The sequence below is a fragment of the Pediococcus ethanolidurans genome (genome assembly GCF_964062635.1).
Lineage (GTDB): Bacteria > Bacillota > Bacilli > Lactobacillales > Lactobacillaceae > Pediococcus > Pediococcus ethanolidurans.
The window spans coordinates 1,979,025-1,996,399 of record NZ_OZ061250.1 but is presented as its reverse complement, the minus strand read 5'-3'; the positions used below and the strand labels follow the sequence as shown (position 1 = coordinate 1,996,399).

14 protein-coding genes, 1 pseudogene and 1 riboswitch are annotated in these 17,375 nt (G+C 37.5%); of the genes and pseudogenes, 12 read left to right on the top strand and 3 right to left on the bottom strand.

What is annotated here, in order from left to right; translation table 11 throughout:
• Positions 1-114 precede the first annotated feature (114 nt).
• Positions 115-1,483 (bottom strand): annotated as a pseudogene (locus AB3219_RS09890) (ISLre2 family transposase).
• Between the two features lie 251 nt (positions 1,484-1,734).
• On the opposite strand from AB3219_RS09890, the gene AB3219_RS09885 reads away from it, so the two are divergent.
• The 3 genes from AB3219_RS09885 (at position 1,735) to AB3219_RS09875 (ending at position 5,573) form a co-directional block, all read left to right on the top strand.
• On the top strand, positions 1,735-3,606 hold the full coding sequence (locus AB3219_RS09885) for a heavy metal translocating P-type ATPase (protein WP_216754652.1): 1,872 nt from the start codon (positions 1,735-1,737) through the stop codon (positions 3,604-3,606).
• Between the two features lie 94 nt (positions 3,607-3,700).
• Positions 3,701-3,934, top strand: coding sequence for a heavy-metal-associated domain-containing protein (locus tag AB3219_RS09880; RefSeq protein WP_216754650.1), 234 nt, complete (start codon positions 3,701-3,703; stop codon positions 3,932-3,934).
• Between the two features lie 111 nt (positions 3,935-4,045).
• Positions 4,046-4,145, top strand: a riboswitch (purine riboswitch).
• Positions 4,146-4,199: 54 nt separating this feature from the next.
• A complete protein-coding gene (locus AB3219_RS09875; protein WP_216754585.1) occupies positions 4,200-5,573 on the top strand; it encodes a nucleobase:cation symporter-2 family protein in 1,374 nt (457 codons plus the stop codon).
• 74 nt (positions 5,574-5,647) lie between these two features.
• Here AB3219_RS09875 and AB3219_RS09870 read toward each other — a convergent pair whose 3' ends face one another.
• Entirely contained in the window at positions 5,648-6,760 is a 1,113-nt protein-coding gene (locus AB3219_RS09870) for a GGDEF domain-containing protein (RefSeq protein WP_367369416.1), read from the bottom strand.
• A gap of 275 nt (positions 6,761-7,035) precedes the next feature.
• Between AB3219_RS09870 and wecB the strand changes: the two genes are divergently transcribed.
• Positions 7,036-8,160: a non-hydrolyzing UDP-N-acetylglucosamine 2-epimerase gene (gene wecB / locus AB3219_RS09865; protein ID WP_216754583.1), complete on the top strand. Its 1,125-nt coding sequence runs from the start codon at positions 7,036-7,038 to the stop codon at positions 8,158-8,160.
• A gap of 4 nt (positions 8,161-8,164) precedes the next feature.
• On the top strand, positions 8,165-8,584 hold the full coding sequence (locus AB3219_RS09860) for a GtrA family protein (RefSeq protein ID WP_216762832.1): 420 nt from the start codon (positions 8,165-8,167) through the stop codon (positions 8,582-8,584).
• Positions 8,585-8,620: 36 nt separating this feature from the next.
• On the opposite strand, the gene AB3219_RS09855 is transcribed toward AB3219_RS09860, so the two are convergent.
• Entirely contained in the window at positions 8,621-9,082 is a 462-nt protein-coding gene (locus tag AB3219_RS09855; RefSeq protein ID WP_216754581.1) for a flavodoxin, read from the bottom strand.
• An 85-nt stretch (positions 9,083-9,167) separates the two neighbouring features.
• Between AB3219_RS09855 and recX the strand changes: the two genes are divergently transcribed.
• The 7 genes from recX (at position 9,168) to AB3219_RS09820 (ending at position 17,368) form a co-directional block, all read left to right on the top strand.
• Complete coding sequence (recX, locus tag AB3219_RS09850; protein WP_216754580.1) at positions 9,168-9,983, top strand: recombination regulator RecX; 816 nt, start codon at positions 9,168-9,170, stop codon at positions 9,981-9,983.
• A gap of 25 nt (positions 9,984-10,008) precedes the next feature.
• On the top strand, positions 10,009-11,211 hold the full coding sequence (locus AB3219_RS09845) for a serine hydrolase (RefSeq protein WP_216754579.1): 1,203 nt from the start codon (positions 10,009-10,011) through the stop codon (positions 11,209-11,211).
• A 128-nt stretch (positions 11,212-11,339) separates the two neighbouring features.
• Positions 11,340-11,897 carry a DUF402 domain-containing protein gene (locus tag AB3219_RS09840; RefSeq protein ID WP_216754578.1) on the top strand — a complete coding sequence of 186 codons (558 nt, stop codon included), beginning with the start codon at positions 11,340-11,342 and terminating at the stop codon, positions 11,895-11,897.
• 258 nt (positions 11,898-12,155) lie between these two features.
• Entirely contained in the window at positions 12,156-13,262 is a 1,107-nt protein-coding gene (locus AB3219_RS09835) for an AI-2E family transporter (protein ID WP_216762828.1), read from the top strand.
• Between the two features lie 721 nt (positions 13,263-13,983).
• Entirely contained in the window at positions 13,984-14,388 is a 405-nt protein-coding gene (gene tagD / locus AB3219_RS09830; protein WP_057807742.1) for a glycerol-3-phosphate cytidylyltransferase, read from the top strand.
• Positions 14,389-14,493: 105 nt separating this feature from the next.
• Positions 14,494-15,333, top strand: a complete 840-nt coding sequence (locus AB3219_RS09825) for a hypothetical protein (RefSeq protein ID WP_263807549.1) — start codon at positions 14,494-14,496, stop codon at positions 15,331-15,333.
• A gap of 16 nt (positions 15,334-15,349) precedes the next feature.
• Positions 15,350-17,368 carry a CDP-glycerol glycerophosphotransferase family protein gene (locus tag AB3219_RS09820; protein ID WP_367369415.1) on the top strand — a complete coding sequence of 673 codons (2,019 nt, stop codon included), beginning with the start codon at positions 15,350-15,352 and terminating at the stop codon, positions 17,366-17,368.
• The last annotated feature ends 7 nt before the right edge of the window (positions 17,369-17,375 follow it).

Below are 17,375 nucleotides of genomic sequence, written 5' to 3'. Positions count from 1 at the left end.
AGGTTCCTTTCGTATTTTCCCATAGATATTAGGGATAATCAAGTCAGCTTTCCGAGTGTATGTGTCAAGTTTTCCTAGGTACCTTATAATCAACCAAATATTTATACATAATTCTTAGTTTGAAAATATTTTTGCTATTGCTCCGATGGGGCTACTTGTTGGGGCATCAACTGGTATTTTACCTGCAAGAACGCCAATATGCTTAGAATGGTGCTTGCTGCTCAGCTGGGCTGAACTCAACGTCTTCAATGGTTCCGTCGCTATCTCAATCCTTATCTCTTGTAACTTTCTTAAACCACCACGTAAGTATTTATTCAGCTTACCGTTTACCCGAGCTTCAATTAATTTCAACATAGCTTCAAGGCCTTTTTCGGACCATACTTTACCTTGCTTTTTCATCCGATACGTATACGCTCTGTGTGAGCTTTCAATGGATCCTAATTTGCCGATCTTCATGAAGCCACGATCGTGTGGAGACTTTATAAACTGCCAATTTCTTGCCAAATATTGCCTTAGGGTTCTTAGGCTCTCAAGCTCCTTATCAGTTTTAATTTGCGACTCAAACGTATCTAAAATAACGTTTAACTGATTCTGATCATACAAGCTAACGCTCTTAACGGCCTTTTTCAACCAATGGATTAAATAAACCAAAGGTTTGTTTAATCTTTTTAACAAAGTGATACCGATCGATAGTAAATTCAACTCTTTGAGCACTCGGAACTATTTCTCGCATACTTTCCGGATTATACCCTGGGCCACCATCACTTGCTGTAAACACGGTCATTTCACTGATTCTATAATACTTCTCAATGTAGTCAGTTACTCGTTTTTGAACCTTTTTTTGATTGATACCAACGAATTCAACTTTGTTTGATCTTGTTCCATCTAAACCTGATTCAAAAACAATGTAATGGTGGACGTCCTGTCTTCGTCGATTAATTTTGTGTATCTCAAAGGCATCGCCTTCAACCACTAAGTTCTCAACTTTTCGTCTCTTAACTATTTTCTTTTCGGACGATTTTTCTTCTGTCTTCACGGTATCTGCCATGTCTCTGATAATTCGGTCTACTGACCAAGCACTAATATCCGTCTGACTGGCCAGATTGATCATCGCTGCCGTATTTCTCATCGTTGTCGTTTGCCCAATTTTGGCAACGACACTTTTAAAATAAGGTGAAATTCTTTTTCTTTCTTCCAACTGAAGCTGTTCATCCAACGGGAAGTAATAGCTTCCATTTGGTCGAAGATAACATCTTCTTTCAAAATTAACGGCCCCAAACATAAACTCAATTGTTCTAGCCTGTCGATTAATGAATGTATTTTCCGCCGGAATTGATGGAACGAGCGTTTCATCTAATTGCCTCAGATATTCAGCTACAACCAGCTGGAATGACTTCCTAAGATGAAGAATTACCTGCTCCTCTAAATCAAATAAACTGTCTAAATTTCCCAATGATTCAATAAAATCTGCTAAAATATACATGAAAGACCTGTATCCTTTCCTTTAATCTTCGTCGATTAAAAGGCTACAGGTCTTTTTCTATATATTCAACTCAAAATGAATATTCCTAGAATTTTATTGACCATCTAGGAAAACCTTACACTAACTTCAGAGTTTTAAAAAATTGACCAAAAATTGATGAATTTTGCAAAACTTGACCCCAGTCAATTTCAATAGTGCTATTTCCGACTATATTAGACTTATCAAATAAAGGCGAGGGGTTAAGAAATATGATGAAATTTGAGCAGGTTATTCAAAAAAATGTTAATGCGATTACGTGGACGTCAGCGGCATTAATCGCGATTGGTTTTCTGGGTGAGGCAGTAGGATCGCAAATGCTATATACGGTCGCTTTTGTGTTAGCTTCAATCATTGCAGCCACACCAATTATTATTCGAGCAGTCGAAGCTTTAAAAGTACGCGTAATTGGAATCGAATTATTAGTCAGCATCGCGGTCATTGGTGCTTTTGTCATTCAGGAGTTCAATGAGTCAGCAATTGTCACTTTCCTATTCTTATTTGGGAGTTTTCTAGAAGCGAAGACGTTGGCAAAAACGCGTGAATCAATTAAGACGTTAACTGAAATGGCACCAACCACTGCTGAAGTTGTTCAAGACGATGGTTCAATCGTTGAAACTGATGTGGATGACGTAGATGAGGGCGACATCGTGCTTGTTAAAACGGGTGGTCAAGTCCCAATTGATGGTGATGTTGTAGAGGGTTCTGGATACTTAAATGAAGCAAGTGTTACGGGTGAATCTAAACTAGTGACTAAACAGGTCGGCGACGGCGTTTTCTCAGGCACAATCTTAGATAACGGAACCTTGAAAATTAAGGCAACTAAAGTCGGAGATGATACAACTTTTGCCAAAATTGTGGAATTAGTTGAAGATGCTCAAGATACAAAATCACATGCTGAAAAGTTTATTGATCAGTTTGCGAAGTATTACACACCAGCAGTACTTATTTTAGCGATCTTAGTTGGATTCATCTCGCGTGACTTTCGATTAGCGATCACGGTTCTGGTGCTTGGTTGCCCTGGTGCTTTGGTAATCGGTGCACCAGTTTCAAACGTAGCCGGAATTGGTAATGGTGCCAAAAATGGTGTCTTGATCAAAGGTGGCGAAGTGGTGGATACCTTTGCCAAGATTGATACATTGGTGTTTGACAAGACTGGGACTTTAACCAAAGGTAATACAGAAGTTTCTGATCTTAAAAACTATGCTGATGATCAAAATCAAGTTTTAGCGTTTGCAGCAAAATTGGAAAGTCAATCTGATCACCCTTTAGGCAAAGCAATTACAACTTATGCCACGCAACAAAAGATTGCGTTTCAGAATTTACAGATAACGACGAATAATACCATTAAAGGTCAAGGGATTGAGGCTCAAATCGACCAACATCAAATTTTGGTTGGTAATCAAAAATTGATGACTGCTAATCAAATTCAATTGACTGAAGCAGAAGAAACCGATTTGAAGAATTTGCAAGCAACTGGAAGTTCAACTGTTATTGTCGCTGTAGATCATAAGATTCAACAAATTATTGGGGTTTCTGATGTTATTCGTGATAATGTCAAAGAGAATTTGGCCGCTTTGAAACAACTCGGAATTAAAAAACTAGTGATGTTAACTGGTGACAATGAAATTACGGCTAATCACGTTGCCCAAGAACTTGGTATCGATGAAGTTCATGCCAATCTCTTACCTGAAAACAAGGTCACGTTTGTTAAACAACTTAAAGACCAAGGCCATAAGGTAGCATTTGTTGGTGATGGGATTAACGATAGTCCATCGATTGCTACTGCTGATATCGGTATTGCAATGGGCGGTGGAACTGATGTGGCTATTGAAACTTCTGATATTGTGTTGATGCAATCTAGTTTTCACGAATTGGTTCATGCGTATGGTTTGGCCAAAAAGACCGTTGCTAACACACGTCAGAATATTATCATTGCGATTGGCACGGTAGTCTTCCTGTTCATTGGTCTGATATTTGGTTATATCTACATGGCAAGTGGGATGTTTGTTCATGAAGCAAGTATCTTGGTCGTTATTTTCAATGCGATGCGTTTAATTCGTTATCACGCAGCTGGTGCAAAATAAATAAAAAACTTTTCAAAACTTGACGATGATCAATTTTAATTGATAACTTGAACACTATAATAAATGTATAAAGTAAATAAGGAGGAAATTTAAAATGACAAAAGCAATCTTACAATTAGGGGCGTTGACTTGCCCATCATGCATGCAAAAAATTCAAGGCGCATTAGAAAAACAGGCTGGTGTTGAAAAAGTAAAAGTACTCTTCAATGCTAGTAAAGTAAAAATTGAGTTTGATGATACAGCCAATACAGCAGATGCATTAGCACAGGTTGTTAAAAACTTGAGCTACGAAGTTCAAAGTGTAAAGGTAAAACAACCAGCTAAATAAGTTAAACGGTGTGCTCCAGAGCAGCTTTTGGAGCACACCGTTTTTTATGTTCGGGCATTAGTGAAAACGATCTGATGTTGATAAACTAAAAATTCGGTGGTATAGTACTTTAGTAATTAAAAACGAAATGCATATATAAACGCCTTAATATGGTTGGCGAGTTTCTACCCAGAACCGTAAATTCTGGACTATACGCAATAAATTCATCAAACGATGTCTTCTATTTGCGGACATCGTTTTTGTTTTGCAGTGCGATAGGTTATATATGGATTCAACAGGGGGTAACAAGTTGGTTTCAAAGGAGAAGTGGGCACAAGAACAGATAGATTTTGATGCTGGTGAGGGAGTTCCATTAGAGAGTTCAACTTCAAATGGGCATGCAGCAGTATTGGGATTGCAGCATCTACTGACGATGTATTCCGGAGATGTGATGGTGCCGTTGCTAATTGGTGCAATTGTACATTTTACGGCCACACAATTAGCGTTGCTAATTTCCATGGATTTATTTATGTGTGGCATTGCCACTTTATTGCAAGTACATCGAACTCGTTTAGTTGGAATCGGCTTGCCAGTGGTTTTGGGATGTGCAGTACAGGTAATCACACCATTGGGGACGATTGGTAAGACGTTAGGAATCACCACCATGTACGGAGCCATTATTGTTTCTGGGCTATTTGTTTTACTGATGAGTGGCGTCTTTTCGAAGATGCGTAATCTTTTTCCACCAGTTGTGACAGGTTCATTGATTATCGTGATTGGTTTTACGTTAATGCCAGTAGCCATTACCGATTTGGGTGGCGGTACCGTTAGTGCACATGATTTCGGTTCCTTAAATAATTTACTTGTTGGTGGCTTCACGTTAGCGTTAATTATTGCAATTAATGTGTGGGGACGCGGTTTTATCAAATCAATTGCTATTTTGATTGGTTTAGTTGGGGGAACTGTCCTGGCAGGTGCTTTAGGGATGATTAAACTGAGTACGGTATCGCAAAGTGGCTGGTTCCGTTTTCCAGAACCCTTCATGTTTGGTGTTCCCCATTTTGAATGGTCATCTTCAGTGACGATGATTCTGATTGCATTGACCACGATGATCGAATCAACGGGGGTATTTTTTGCGCTAGGTGACATGACTAATCGCCATTTAACGGGCGATGATTTAAAACGTGGGTATCGTGCGGAAGGCATTGCCCAAATTTTGGGTGGCATTTTTAATACATTCCCATACTCAACTTTTTCAGAAAATGTGGGCGTGGTTCAATTCTCCGGTGTTAAAACACGTAAACCAATTTACTTTGCCGGATTATTCTTATTAATTCTTGGCCTCTTACCAAAAGTCGGTGCCTTGGCAACGGTTGTACCAACCCCAGTTTTAGGCGGCGCAATGCTTGTGATGTTTGGGACAGTTGGGTTACAAGGTGTCCGCATTCTTAAAAGCGTTGATTTTGATGATAGTCGTAATTTGATTGTCGCTGCTGTTTCGATTGGTGCCGGATTGGGAGTTTCCAGTGTGCCAAGCATTTTTCAGGCTTTACCATCAGAATTATATTTAATTCTTGGCAATGGTGTTGTGGTCACAAGTATTGTGGCAGTTTTATTAAACTTAATTTTTAAATTGCAACGTAAAAATGAAGTAAATTAAAAAAGATTCGTAAATTTCAAATCTGATCAAACAGATTGTCGAAATTTGCGAATCTTTTTGTTAGGAGTTTAGCATTATTCAGCGGTAATTTGATTACGTCCATTTTGTTTTGAGTGATAAAGGTTTTTATCAACGCGTTCAAAAAGGGTTTCACCACCCGTGTCTTCTTGATAAAGTTGAGAAACACCGAGTGAGATAGTTAAACCAAATTTTTCACCGATTTGATTGGGAATTTGTAAAGCGTGCACTTTATTTAAGCATTGTTCAGCAATATCATTTGCGTGTTCTGAAGAGCTTTCAGGAATTAGAATGCAAAATTCTTCGCCACCGGTTCGGTATAAGTTATTTCCAAGACCGTTTTTATTCAAAACGTGTTGAATCGCATGACTGAGTGTGGATAACGCAACATTGCCAGTTTCATGACCATAACTATCATTAATTGCTTTGAAATGATCAATATCAAACGAAACCAAGCTTAACTGCTGGTTATTATTATGGAGTTGATATTGATGTTGTAGATCCATTTCAAAGGTTCGCCAGTTACGAGCACCAGTAAGATCATCGAAAGTTGCCTCGATTTCGATCTTGACTTTCTTTTTGTGATCTTGCCGTAATAGATTGGTGTAGAAATAAGTCAAAATGTTGGCCATGATGCATGTCAGTGAAAAAATAATGGCGTTTTGAAAGTCCGCTCGATTGGCAACGTACATGTAAAGCCAAAGACCACTGCTAATCAGAATGTTAACAAAGACCCGGGATGGCCGGTGACCGTCAATGGGATAAAGAAAATGACGCTCTAGAATTAAAAGTAGGAACGTGAAAGCTATGAAAATACTTAATGGTAAATTTAGACCACCATTGGCAATTATAAATAGTAAGAAATTGGCTGCCGTAGCAATTAAAATTGTTCGTAAAGTGATCGATACGGAGGTTAGCCCAGTTAAGGTGAGAAATTGGAGACTAATCAATAAATCGGCCGTAAAAGTACCAAGTCCATTTGCGCCTAACCATAATAGCAATGCGGAAAGAATGGTTGAATATGTAGCGTACACGATCTCGTAGTGCCAGAGATATTTATTGTGGCCGATATTATTCTTATCGGTGAAATGAATTAAAAGCTGCAGGACAGCAACAAAACCGATGTTAAAAAGGGTTGTGACTAAACTGGCATAAAAAAATTTTACCATGGATCTCTTCTCCTCCGTTCGGATTCACAATGAGAAGTAGTTAATTTTTTCCAGTATCTCCGATTAACATACTTGATTATCGTTTTTTTAAAAATTATATCTATCCTAGCATAAACTACTAAAATGAACATTAAAAATAGGACGAAATTACAATCTTTTCAAAATAAATTTCTTTTTCAAATTAAGAATTTTGGTTTAGACTTAAATATTGGCGAGTGGCGCGGTATACTGGTTTACAAGAACAATTATTGACTAGGCAGTGGTGGAGGATTATTTTGAAAAAATTAAGAGTCATGACAATCTTTGGGACACGGCCAGAAGCAATTAAAATGGCACCCATTATTTTAGAAATGAATCAACGAAAAGCAGAATTTGAAGCGATTACGGTAGTTACAGCTCAGCATCGAGAAATGTTAGATCAAGTTTTAGAGATTTTTAAAATTACACCAGATTATGATTTAAATATTATGAAACCTAAACAAACCTTGAGTGAAATTACTGGGCGGGTTTTAAATAAACTGGATGTCATTATCCAAGAGGTTAAACCGGATGTGATTTTAGTCCATGGAGACACGACAACCACCTTTGCGGCCAGTATCAGTGCCTTTTATCATCAAACTCCGCTAGGTCATGTGGAAGCGGGTCTACGAACTTGGGACAAATATTCACCGTTTCCGGAAGAAATGAATCGCCAATTAACTGATGTTTTGGCCGATTATTACTTTGCGCCTACCACGTTAAGCAAACAGAATTTACTTAAGGAAAATCATTCGGAGGCTAATATTGCGGTCACTGGCAATACAGCAATTGATGCGCTTCATGAAACCGTAAGAGAAGATTATCATCATGCGGTGTTAGATTTAGTAGATCCCAATCATCGTTTGATTTTGTTGACGATGCATCGCCGTGAAAATCAGGGCGCACCTATGCGTCGTGTATTTAAAGCGATCAAAAAAGTTGTGGATACCCACGATGATGTTGAAATTATTTATCCAGTGCATTTGAGTCCCGCGGTGCAACAAGCTGCTCATGAGGAGTTGGGTGATGATGCGCGCATTCATTTAATTGATCCGTTAGACGTGGTCGATTTTCATAATTTATCGGCACGAAGCTATTTCATTATGACGGATTCGGGTGGCGTGCAAGAAGAGGCACCTTCACTAGGGAAACCAGTACTAGTGTTACGGGATGAAACGGAACGTCCTGAGGGTGTTACGGCAGGCACGTTAAAGCTAGTGGGAACGGATCCTAAGACGGTGACGGATGCCATGTTGGAATTACTAGATAATTCACAAGTTTATCAAAAAATGGCAACGGCGAAGAATCCATATGGAGACGGGCACTCGGCGCAACATATTCTCGATTTCTTACAACAAAAATTTAATGATAAGCGGAGTTAAAGCAATGAAAAGCTTAATAAAAAAGAATCAGGCAATCATTTTGTACCTTGTTTTTGGTGTTTTAACAACCGTTGTCAATATTGGTGTTTTTGACCTTTTTAATACCTACACCAATTGGAATTATCAAATTAGTAATGGGATTGCTTGGGTTGCTTCTGTGTTAGTTGCTTTTTTTACGAATAAATTGTGGGTTTTTAGCTCAGGCTATACTACATGGCGTGCGTTTTGGCGCGAACTAGGATCCTTTTTCTTCTTTCGTTTATTGACCTACTTTATGGATGTGGCAATTATGTGGGTTGGCATTTCCCTGATGGATCAAAACGAACTACTTGTAAAAATCGTTGATAATGTGATTGTGGTGGTTGTGAATTATATTTTCAGTAAACTAATTATTTTCAGACAACGAGGTATAAAAAAAGATTGAAACCGATAAACTGTTCCAATCTTTTTTAAATATTAGTTAGTTTTGGGAAGCATTGTAACTATCAACTAATTTTTTGGCAAATGCATCAAGTTGATTAAGATCTTCCTCGGACTCAGGTGCTAAATTTATTTTGACGGGTTCTGCGCCTTGTTTAGCGTTGGCAGCTTTGAAAGCTTTAGCAAACGCATCAACCGCAACACAATAGAATTCTTCATAGAAGACATCACCTGATCCGGCGACACCAAAAATTTTACCCTTAAGATCTAAATCGGGCAGTTCTTCATAAAAGTCCATTCCTTCTTCAGGTAAAGCACCTTCGTCGTAGGTATATGGAACCACAACACAAATATCAAAATTTTCAAATTCATCAGCATCCGTTTGTGAGATCTCAGATTCATCAACTTCAACACCGAGATCTTCGAGTGCTTCAGCAATGATGTCGGCACAATCTTCGTTATTACCGGTAATTGTTGCAAAAACAACTTTTGCAGTTGGCATGTTAGTTCCTCTTTTCCTTATAAGTCCTAAAGAATTATAGCAGACAAATGCAGTTTAGTGAATGTTTTCAGCAGGGAGGCTCACCATGGCAGAAAAAGAAACGACTCCAAAGGTAACAAAAATTACGACACAAAAACGTGAAGGCAGATATAATGTTTATTTAGATGATCACTATGCGTTTCCAATCAGCGAAGATGTGATGATTAAGTATCGCATTTTCAAGGGGATGGAAATTGATAAAAAGTTAAAGGCTGAAATTTTGGCAGCCGATGATGTTTCTAAGGTGTATTCACGTGCACTAACTTATTTATCAGGGCACTTACGAACAGAAAAAGAAGTCGAACAAAAACTTCGTGAAAATGAAATTCCGGAGCCAACGATTGAAGCCACTTTGAAAAAATTAAGGGAATTAGATTTGGTGGATGATCTGCAGTATGCGGCTAGTTACGTACGCACAATGGCACGAACTTCTGATAAGGGTCCCATTGTTATTAAACGTAATCTACGTACAAAAGGCGTTTTAGAAAATGATATTGAAACGGGATTAAGAGAATATTCTGCTGAAGATCAAGTCGAAAATGGAATTGAAATTGGTGAAAAATTAAGTCATCGTTATCGTCGTGAACCTGTTTCAAAAATGAAACAAAAAGTTCGTCAGGGGTTAATGACGAAGGGGTTCACAGGAGATGTGATTACGCAAATTTTGGATCAAATGCACTTTGAAATTGATCCTGAGTTAGAGGATGAAAAATTAAAAAGTGAATTTGAAAAGGTTTGGCATCGTAACCGGCGTTATGCTTTTTCGCAACGTAAAATGCGTACTAAACGAACCCTATATGGGAAAGGATTTCAATCAGATGCGATCAATCAGTTACTTGATCAACAAGAAGATATTAAATAAATAAGAGATTTATGGGGGAGAAAAAATGAAAAAGTATTTATGGTGGGGATTATTAGGTGTCTTAATTTTTGGTGTGTTGGTTGGAAGTGTGGAATTTGCCTATCACAATTATCGAGTTATGCGAATGGGTGATCCAACTTTTTATGATCGTTCAACAAAAGATGTTCCCGCACGCAAACTTGTTCCGAAAACATTTGTACCACGGAGAATTATTTCTCAGCAACCAAAGCTATCGCAAAGATCAAAAGAAATAAAACAGGCGCTTAACCCATTACTCGGTGCCAATCACTTTGTAGGTACTATCTTGATTGTGCAAAACGGGCAACCAGTATACAATCAGGGTTACGGTTATGCTAATTTTCAAAAGCAAGCATTCAACAATGTCAATTCAGAATATCAGATCCTGTCTATGCAAAAATCCATGACGGCAATGTTATTGATGCAACAAGTTCAGGCAGGTCGACTGAGCTTAACGGATCATTTATCTAAATTCTATCCACAAGTACCCGGAGCAAAGAAAATTACGATTCGAGCCATGTTAAATATGATGACGGGATTGCGCATTCATAAGTTTTCAACGCGTTCTCTTTCCGGAGATGGGGTGGTAGATTACGCTGTTCATCACGTACTTTTTTTACCTAAGCAAAACCATAAATGGTACTACGCACCGGTTAATTACACGTTGTTAGCAGGGATTTTGCAAAAAGTTTCTCATCATTCTTACTATCAGTTGTTTAACCAGCATATCATCCGGTTACTACATTTGCGCCATTCAGGTTTTGTAATGATGGCAAAACGTGCTAAGTGGCTGTCCACACCGTATCATAATCAAACTGCGAAGGACGATTCGGTAAACTATTTACAAACGTTTCATGAGTCACCGGCCAATCAGCATAATGAACTGGCAACCGGGAATGTGTATATGAATGCCAGTGATTTTTACAAAGTTAGCCGCGCTATTTTACAGGCACGCTTTTTAACTACCAAAAATACGGCAATTTTACATGATGCGGAAGGCAACATTAAAAATTATGGTGGTGGTCTGTATGGAGCTCAAAATAATAGTTATTGGAGTCATGGTGTTGGTTATGGTGAAGAAAGTGGCATGATGATCAGTAAAGATGGCCAAAACGCAGTCATCATGTTGAGCAATTACCATATGAAAAAATCTGCTTTAGTACAGCAATGCCATCAGATTTATCAAAATTTACTCAATGGCGTTTACTAAAACTACAGGGTTTGACAATAAATTAAGTAAGACTAGCACTCGTTCTTTCGTCTGCTGGTCTTTTTTGATATAATGATGAGTGGAATTCTAAGATTTAAACCCTCAGAATTAGAAAGCTGTGTCATAGAATGAATCGCAAATCTAAGAAACCTAGAGCAGGGGACTATATTGCGATCAAAAGCTATAAACACGATGGTAGTTTGCATCGGACGTGGCGGGATACAATGGTATTAAAGAATAGCGATGATGAGTTTATTGGTTGTAACGACCATACACTTGTCATTGAAGATGATGGGAGACGATGGGTAACTCGCGAGCCAGCCATAGTTTATTTTCATAAAAATTATTGGTTTAACGTGGTCACCATGATTCGTAGAAACGGCGTATCAAATTATTGTAATTTGGCTTCTCCATATGTGTTAGATGAAGAGGCACTTAAATATATTGATTACGATTTAGATGTAAAAGTCTATCCGAATGGGGATCGAAAGTTATTAGATATTGATGAATATGAACGATTTAGCCGTCAGTGGCATTATCCAAAAGATACTGATCAAATTATTCGTTCTAGTGTAGTTACACTGACTGATTGGATTGATCAAGGAACTGGACCGTTTTCAAATGAATTTATTAACATCTGGTACCATCGTTATCTGGAACTTGTTCAACGTAATAACCAGCGTTGATTTTGATCGTGATATGAAACGGATCAAGTAAATTGATCCCGAGTCTGCATAAAATACAACTGGCAATGTTTGATCATTCAAATATTGTCAGTTTGTTTTTAAACTTAAAGATTGAAAAGATAACTACTTATTTTTCACAAACAATGTAATGTAAAGGTTATGAAAAAAGAGTGGTGAATAGGCTATAATGGAAACGTTATGGAATGGAAGACAAGAATCAAAATTTCTTGTTTTTAATGAGAGAAAAGGAGTCACGCGATGTTTGATAAAATTAGACGATCTCCCTTAATGTTTTGGACACTTGAATTACTGATTGTGGCAACGTTAATTTATGTCTGTACGAAAATCAATTTTTTGTTTGCACCAATTGGGACATTTATTTCAACGGTATTCGTTCCCGTTATTTTATCTGGGTTTTTATTCTATTTATTGAATCCGTTGGTTAAATTAATTCAAAAAATTAAGTATAAAAAGTTTCATATTAATCATACCTGGGCAGTGGTCATCGTTTTCTTACTTCTGATTGGAATCATTGGTTATGCATTAGGTTGGATGATCCCAAGATTGGTTAATCAGGTGGCGCAGTTAATTGAAAGCTTGCCTTCAATTGCAAGCAATTTGCAAACCGCTTCACAACATTTTCTTGAACATTCTGACTGGATCAAAAATGTCGATTTAGATCCTTATATCAAGAAAATGAACAGCTCAATCGGTACATATGCCGAGTCAATTCTTAGTACAATGACGAGCAGTATTGGGACGCTAATTTCAACTATCACTAGTGTCACAGTTGTTATTATCACGGTTCCAGTTATGTTGTTTTACATGTTAAAAGATGGTTGGAAATTGATGCCAACTGTCAAACGACTACTGCCAACTAAAAACGCGGATACGATTGTTGATTTATTTGATAAGATGAGTGCAACATTGTCTTCATATATTGCTGGTCAGGTATTAGAGTGTCTGTTTGTTGGAACGTTTACGGCAATTGGTTACGTGATTATCGGGCAACCATATGCATTGTTGTTGGGTGTTGTGGCTGGCATTTGCAATATTGTGCCTTATGTTGGGCCTTATATTGGTATTTTTCCCGCTCTTTTGGTCGCACTGACGGATTCGACTATGCAGGTTGTCTGGGTTATTGTGGTTGTTTTGATCGTTCAACAGGTTGATGGAAACCTAATTTATCCTAATATTATTGGTCGAAGTTTACAGGTTCATCCGCTAACAATCATTATTTTATTGTTAGCAGCTGGAAAGATTGCGGGAATTCCGGGAATGATTTTAGCGATTCCGGCATATGCAGTTGTTAAGGTTATTGTCGAATTTGTTTATCACATTTGGATACTGAACAGTCAGGAGTAAGCAAACTTAACTAAAGATTGAAAGTATCAAAATCACTTCAATAACTACTGGTAACCGGCTAAACCTATAAAAAAGATTAACTGCCGTCCTGCGGCTCACTCGATCTGGAACGGGGTGCGAGTTCTTGCGGCTGATTTTTGCCACAAGAATCGACATCGTATGAAACATTAAAGTTTTCGGCATGAAAACTAACCCTTATGTGTAATAGTGGGCACGATTTGAAGCCAAGAGGTACACTTGTCTTCAAACTCGGCCTTATTCTAAGTAATAAATTACTAAGAATAATTTCACCCCTGAGACCAATCGCCTCCGGACTACGATTGTTTGATGCTTCAATAATGCTCAGTAACACTGATATCATAACTTCTATATCGATGTATTGATTGCAAAGATTAGACTGAGTCTGGAAGCAAATGGGCTCAGTAGTGACATTTATCTTAGCGGGTTTCGCTTAGATAAAGGCCGAGCTTAGAGACGTGGTTTTCGGCTCTAAGGCGTGCCCACTACGTTCCAGCCTGAATTTGCTGGAAGACGGCATGTTAATCTAACTTTGTTACTGCGAACGTTTTTGTATCAGGCAACGAGATGTCTTGTTGTAGTTTCAACCTTTAGAAAAATCTTAGAAAAATCTTTGTGATTAGGTTGAATTTACTGGAATGGGTTAACATATTTGTGGTAATATTGGAAAGTATTTAATATTACAGTCTTAGGAGAATGAACATTGAAGAAAGTAATTACGTATGGGACTTTTGATTTAATTCATAAGGGACATATTCGTTTGCTCAAACGTGCCAAAGCATTAGGTGATCATTTGACAGTTTGTGTGTCAACTGATGAGTTTAACGCGTTAAAAGGCAAAAAAGCATATACAAGTTATGAAGATCGTAAATATATTTTGGAAGCCATTCGTTACGTGGATGAAGTGATTCCAGAAACTGGATGGGATCAAAAAATTAAGGATGTTCAGGAACGTGACATTGACATTTTTGTCATGGGCGATGACTGGAAAGGTAAGTTTGACTTTTTAAAGGACTATTGTAAGGTCGTTTACCTGCCACGCACCGAGGGTATTTCAACAACAAAGATTAAGCGTGACTTAGGTCTTGCAAAGGATAGTAAAAAATAACAATTAAACAAAAACTGGGGGTTCTCCTCAGTTTTTTCTTATATCTAGTCCTATTTTTGAAAGTATGGATAATAAATTGAATTTTAGATAACAAGAGGATTTGTGATGAAAAAAGCCTTAATCTTGGTGACGGATTCCGTTTCAATTAAGAATCCGTACCTTTTAAAAACAATACAAAAACTAACAAACAATCAAATTCAAGTAACTGTTTTGGTGATGATTCTAGATTTTCATTTGGCATCTAAAATAACTGAGAAGTTGACTCGAAAAATAAATGATAGTCATTTTAAAGCCCAGATTATTAATTGGTTTGAGTTATTACAAGACCAACAAGGAATTACGACAGATTTGCAGGGCTTGGAGGCTGTTCAAACGAATCACTTGCAGAAAAAAAGTTTTCGTTTAACCGAACAAAAGACAGTCGAGCGATTTTTTGATCATCATGCACTTATTGGTGAACAGACTTTTAGAGCTAATAAACTGAATCTGTTTAAAAGCTTTGATAATGGCAAGTTACTGGCACAGTACTATTTTGATGATCAACAAAAGGTTCGTGAAGTGGTTCATTTTCAAGAAGGACAACCAGTTACGTATGAAGTGTTAAATAATCGCCAACAAAAATTGTATCAATTTGTGGTAAAACCGTCTCAGTCCCATCGTTTCAAAGTTGCAAGTGACAGTGAGTTTGCAACACGGGGGGCAACCATCAATCAAGAAATATTTAAAGGTACACCACGAAATACGGTTCAAATCGAAATTGTGAATGCACAATATAGTGTGCATGATTATGTTACGTGGCGCCCTTATCAAGATGTGTTTGAATTTTATGCTGAGCAAATTCGACAATTGACCAACAACGGCCAGGATACGGGTGTGTTTATGGACTTGAAAGATGTTGAGCCATTGAGTCCCTATTTGGAAACAGTAAAGACCTTTAATTATTAAGAGAGGAGGTAGTATTATGCGGGCAATCTTGTCTAATGTGCAAACAGAAGCTAAGGAACAGCGCTACGAAATTGAGTTGATCGATCTAACGCAACAAGTCAAAAATTTGCGCATGTTTTTTATTGAAGAGGAATCATTAGAAAGCTTTATGATCAAGCATGTGGAAATTGATGGTAATATGCTGCAGTTTAAGCTACCTTCTGAACAATTAGAAGGCAGCTTTCCCGGACAGCTCCGTTTTGACTGGGAATTGTATTTGCAGTGGGAAGAAAATGATCACTTTGAAACGGTTCAGGTTGAAAATGAGTTTGTTGCAAATAAGCAACTGGGTTTAAATCTGTTTCAAAGATTTGAAACAGACTTTGCTGGTTATGTAAATATCGAGGTCTATCATGGCACTAATGCCGACTTGTTTGAATTGAAAAATGTACAGCATGTAGCCGATGGAATTTTGTTATTTGGAACAAAACAAATTAATGAAGGACACTTACAAAATATTGTGATGACGATGCAAGATGTAACGGACCAGAAGCGCATTATTCAAATTACAAAGGATTTGAGTCGCTATTCAGATCTATTTGCATTTAAAATTCCAATTACTGAACTGATTGTGGGTAAACAGTACAAAGTATTGATTAGTTATAAATTTAATGGCGAGAGTTTGAAACAACGGGTCGGAATAACCACACAATTTGATCCAGATAGTGATTTTGTTAAAAATATTAACGGCAGTCTAGTTTGTTTAGATGTGGCTTACGACAATATGCTGATAGTTTCCCTACCCATCCCAGAAAGTACGACTCAACGCCTAACAAAGCGATTCTATTCACAAATAAAACGACCGCTTTCGTTGACAAAGATGGTTCTTTCAAAAGTAAAATTACATTTTATCAAACGACTATTCAAACGACAGCGACTTCCGTACCAAAAACCAACAATTGTGTTTGAAAGTTTTGGTGGACGACAGGTTTCTGACAGTCCGTTAGCCGTTTATCAGGTGTTTAAACAGTTTTATCCAGGTTATAATTTAATTTGGTCAATTTATCCGGAACTTAAAAGCTTTTGTCGCGAACACGGCATGCAGTATGTCGTTCGAAATAGTGTAGAATGGGTGTCTGTTATGCGGCGTGCACAAAGCTGGGTTAGCAATGCTCGTTATCCATCATGGGTTAAAAAGTCCAAGTTTACCTTTTACTTACAAACTTGGCATGGGACGCCCTTGAAAAAATTAGGATTAGATATTAAGCAAGTGACAATGCCGGGAACAGATACTTTGTCCTATCACCGTAACTTTACTCGCGAGGCCAATCGGTGGGATGCGTTAATTAGCCCTAATGATTATTCAACTAATATTTTCCGATCTGCTTTTGGATATAAAAATCAAATTTTGAAAATTGGTTATCCACGTAATGATGAATTGATTAATACAACTGCAGATCAAATTAATGCTTTAAAAGAAAAAATGGGTATCTCTCAAGATAAGAAAGTGGTGTTATATGCACCAACTTATCGAGATAATTCATTTATTACGACTGGTAAGTACACGTTTAAACTACCATTTAGTCTGCAAAAATTTCAGGAACAATATGGCAAAGATACAATTCTCATTTTGCGGATGCATTATTTAATTGCAAACCAAATTGATGTTTCTGACTTTAAGGATTGCGTTTTGAATCTTTCCGATTATCCTAATATTAGTGAGTTATACTTAGTTTCGGACCTGTTGATTACCGATTACTCTTCTGTTTTCTTTGACTATGCCTATTTAAAACGGCCGATATTATTTTATCCATATGATTATGAAATGTATAAAAATGAGTTGCGTGGTTTCTATTTAGATTATGAACACGAGCTTCCAGGTAAAATTGTGCATTCAGAAGCAGACATGTTTACAGAAATGAAAAATGCACTAACACACGCAGATATGACGAATAATGAACGTTTTCAGCAGTTTTATGACCGCTTTTGTGCGATCAATAGTGGTGACTCGTCTCGAAAAGTAGTAGATTATATTATAAACACAATTAAGAAGTAGGAAGGCA

What these genes read in the sequence shown, in the direction of transcription:
- AB3219_RS09885 (WP_216754652.1), top strand. Translation starts at nt 1,735, where the DNA reads ATGAAATTTGAGCAGGTTATTCAAAAAAATGTTAATGCGATTACGTGG.
- AB3219_RS09860 (WP_216762832.1), top strand. Translation starts at nt 8,165, where the DNA reads ATGAAAAGCTTAATAAAAAAGAATCAGGCAATCATTTTGTACCTTGTT.
- recX (WP_216754580.1), top strand. Translation starts at nt 9,168, where the DNA reads ATGGCAGAAAAAGAAACGACTCCAAAGGTAACAAAAATTACGACACAA.
- AB3219_RS09880 (WP_216754650.1), top strand. Translation starts at nt 3,701, where the DNA reads ATGACAAAAGCAATCTTACAATTAGGGGCGTTGACTTGCCCATCATGC.
- AB3219_RS09835 (WP_216762828.1), top strand. Translation starts at nt 12,156, where the DNA reads ATGTTTGATAAAATTAGACGATCTCCCTTAATGTTTTGGACACTTGAA.
- AB3219_RS09875 (WP_216754585.1), top strand. Translation starts at nt 4,200, where the DNA reads ATGGATTCAACAGGGGGTAACAAGTTGGTTTCAAAGGAGAAGTGGGCA.
- AB3219_RS09870 (WP_367369416.1), bottom strand. Translation starts at nt 6,760, where the DNA reads ATGGTAAAATTTTTTTATGCCAGTTTAGTCACAACCCTTTTTAACATC.
- AB3219_RS09820 (WP_367369415.1), top strand. Translation starts at nt 15,350, where the DNA reads ATGCGGGCAATCTTGTCTAATGTGCAAACAGAAGCTAAGGAACAGCGC.
- AB3219_RS09825 (WP_263807549.1), top strand. Translation starts at nt 14,494, where the DNA reads ATGAAAAAAGCCTTAATCTTGGTGACGGATTCCGTTTCAATTAAGAAT.
- AB3219_RS09855 (WP_216754581.1), bottom strand. Translation starts at nt 9,082, where the DNA reads ATGCCAACTGCAAAAGTTGTTTTTGCAACAATTACCGGTAATAACGAA.
- AB3219_RS09845 (WP_216754579.1), top strand. Translation starts at nt 10,009, where the DNA reads ATGAAAAAGTATTTATGGTGGGGATTATTAGGTGTCTTAATTTTTGGT.
- AB3219_RS09840 (WP_216754578.1), top strand. Translation starts at nt 11,340, where the DNA reads ATGAATCGCAAATCTAAGAAACCTAGAGCAGGGGACTATATTGCGATC.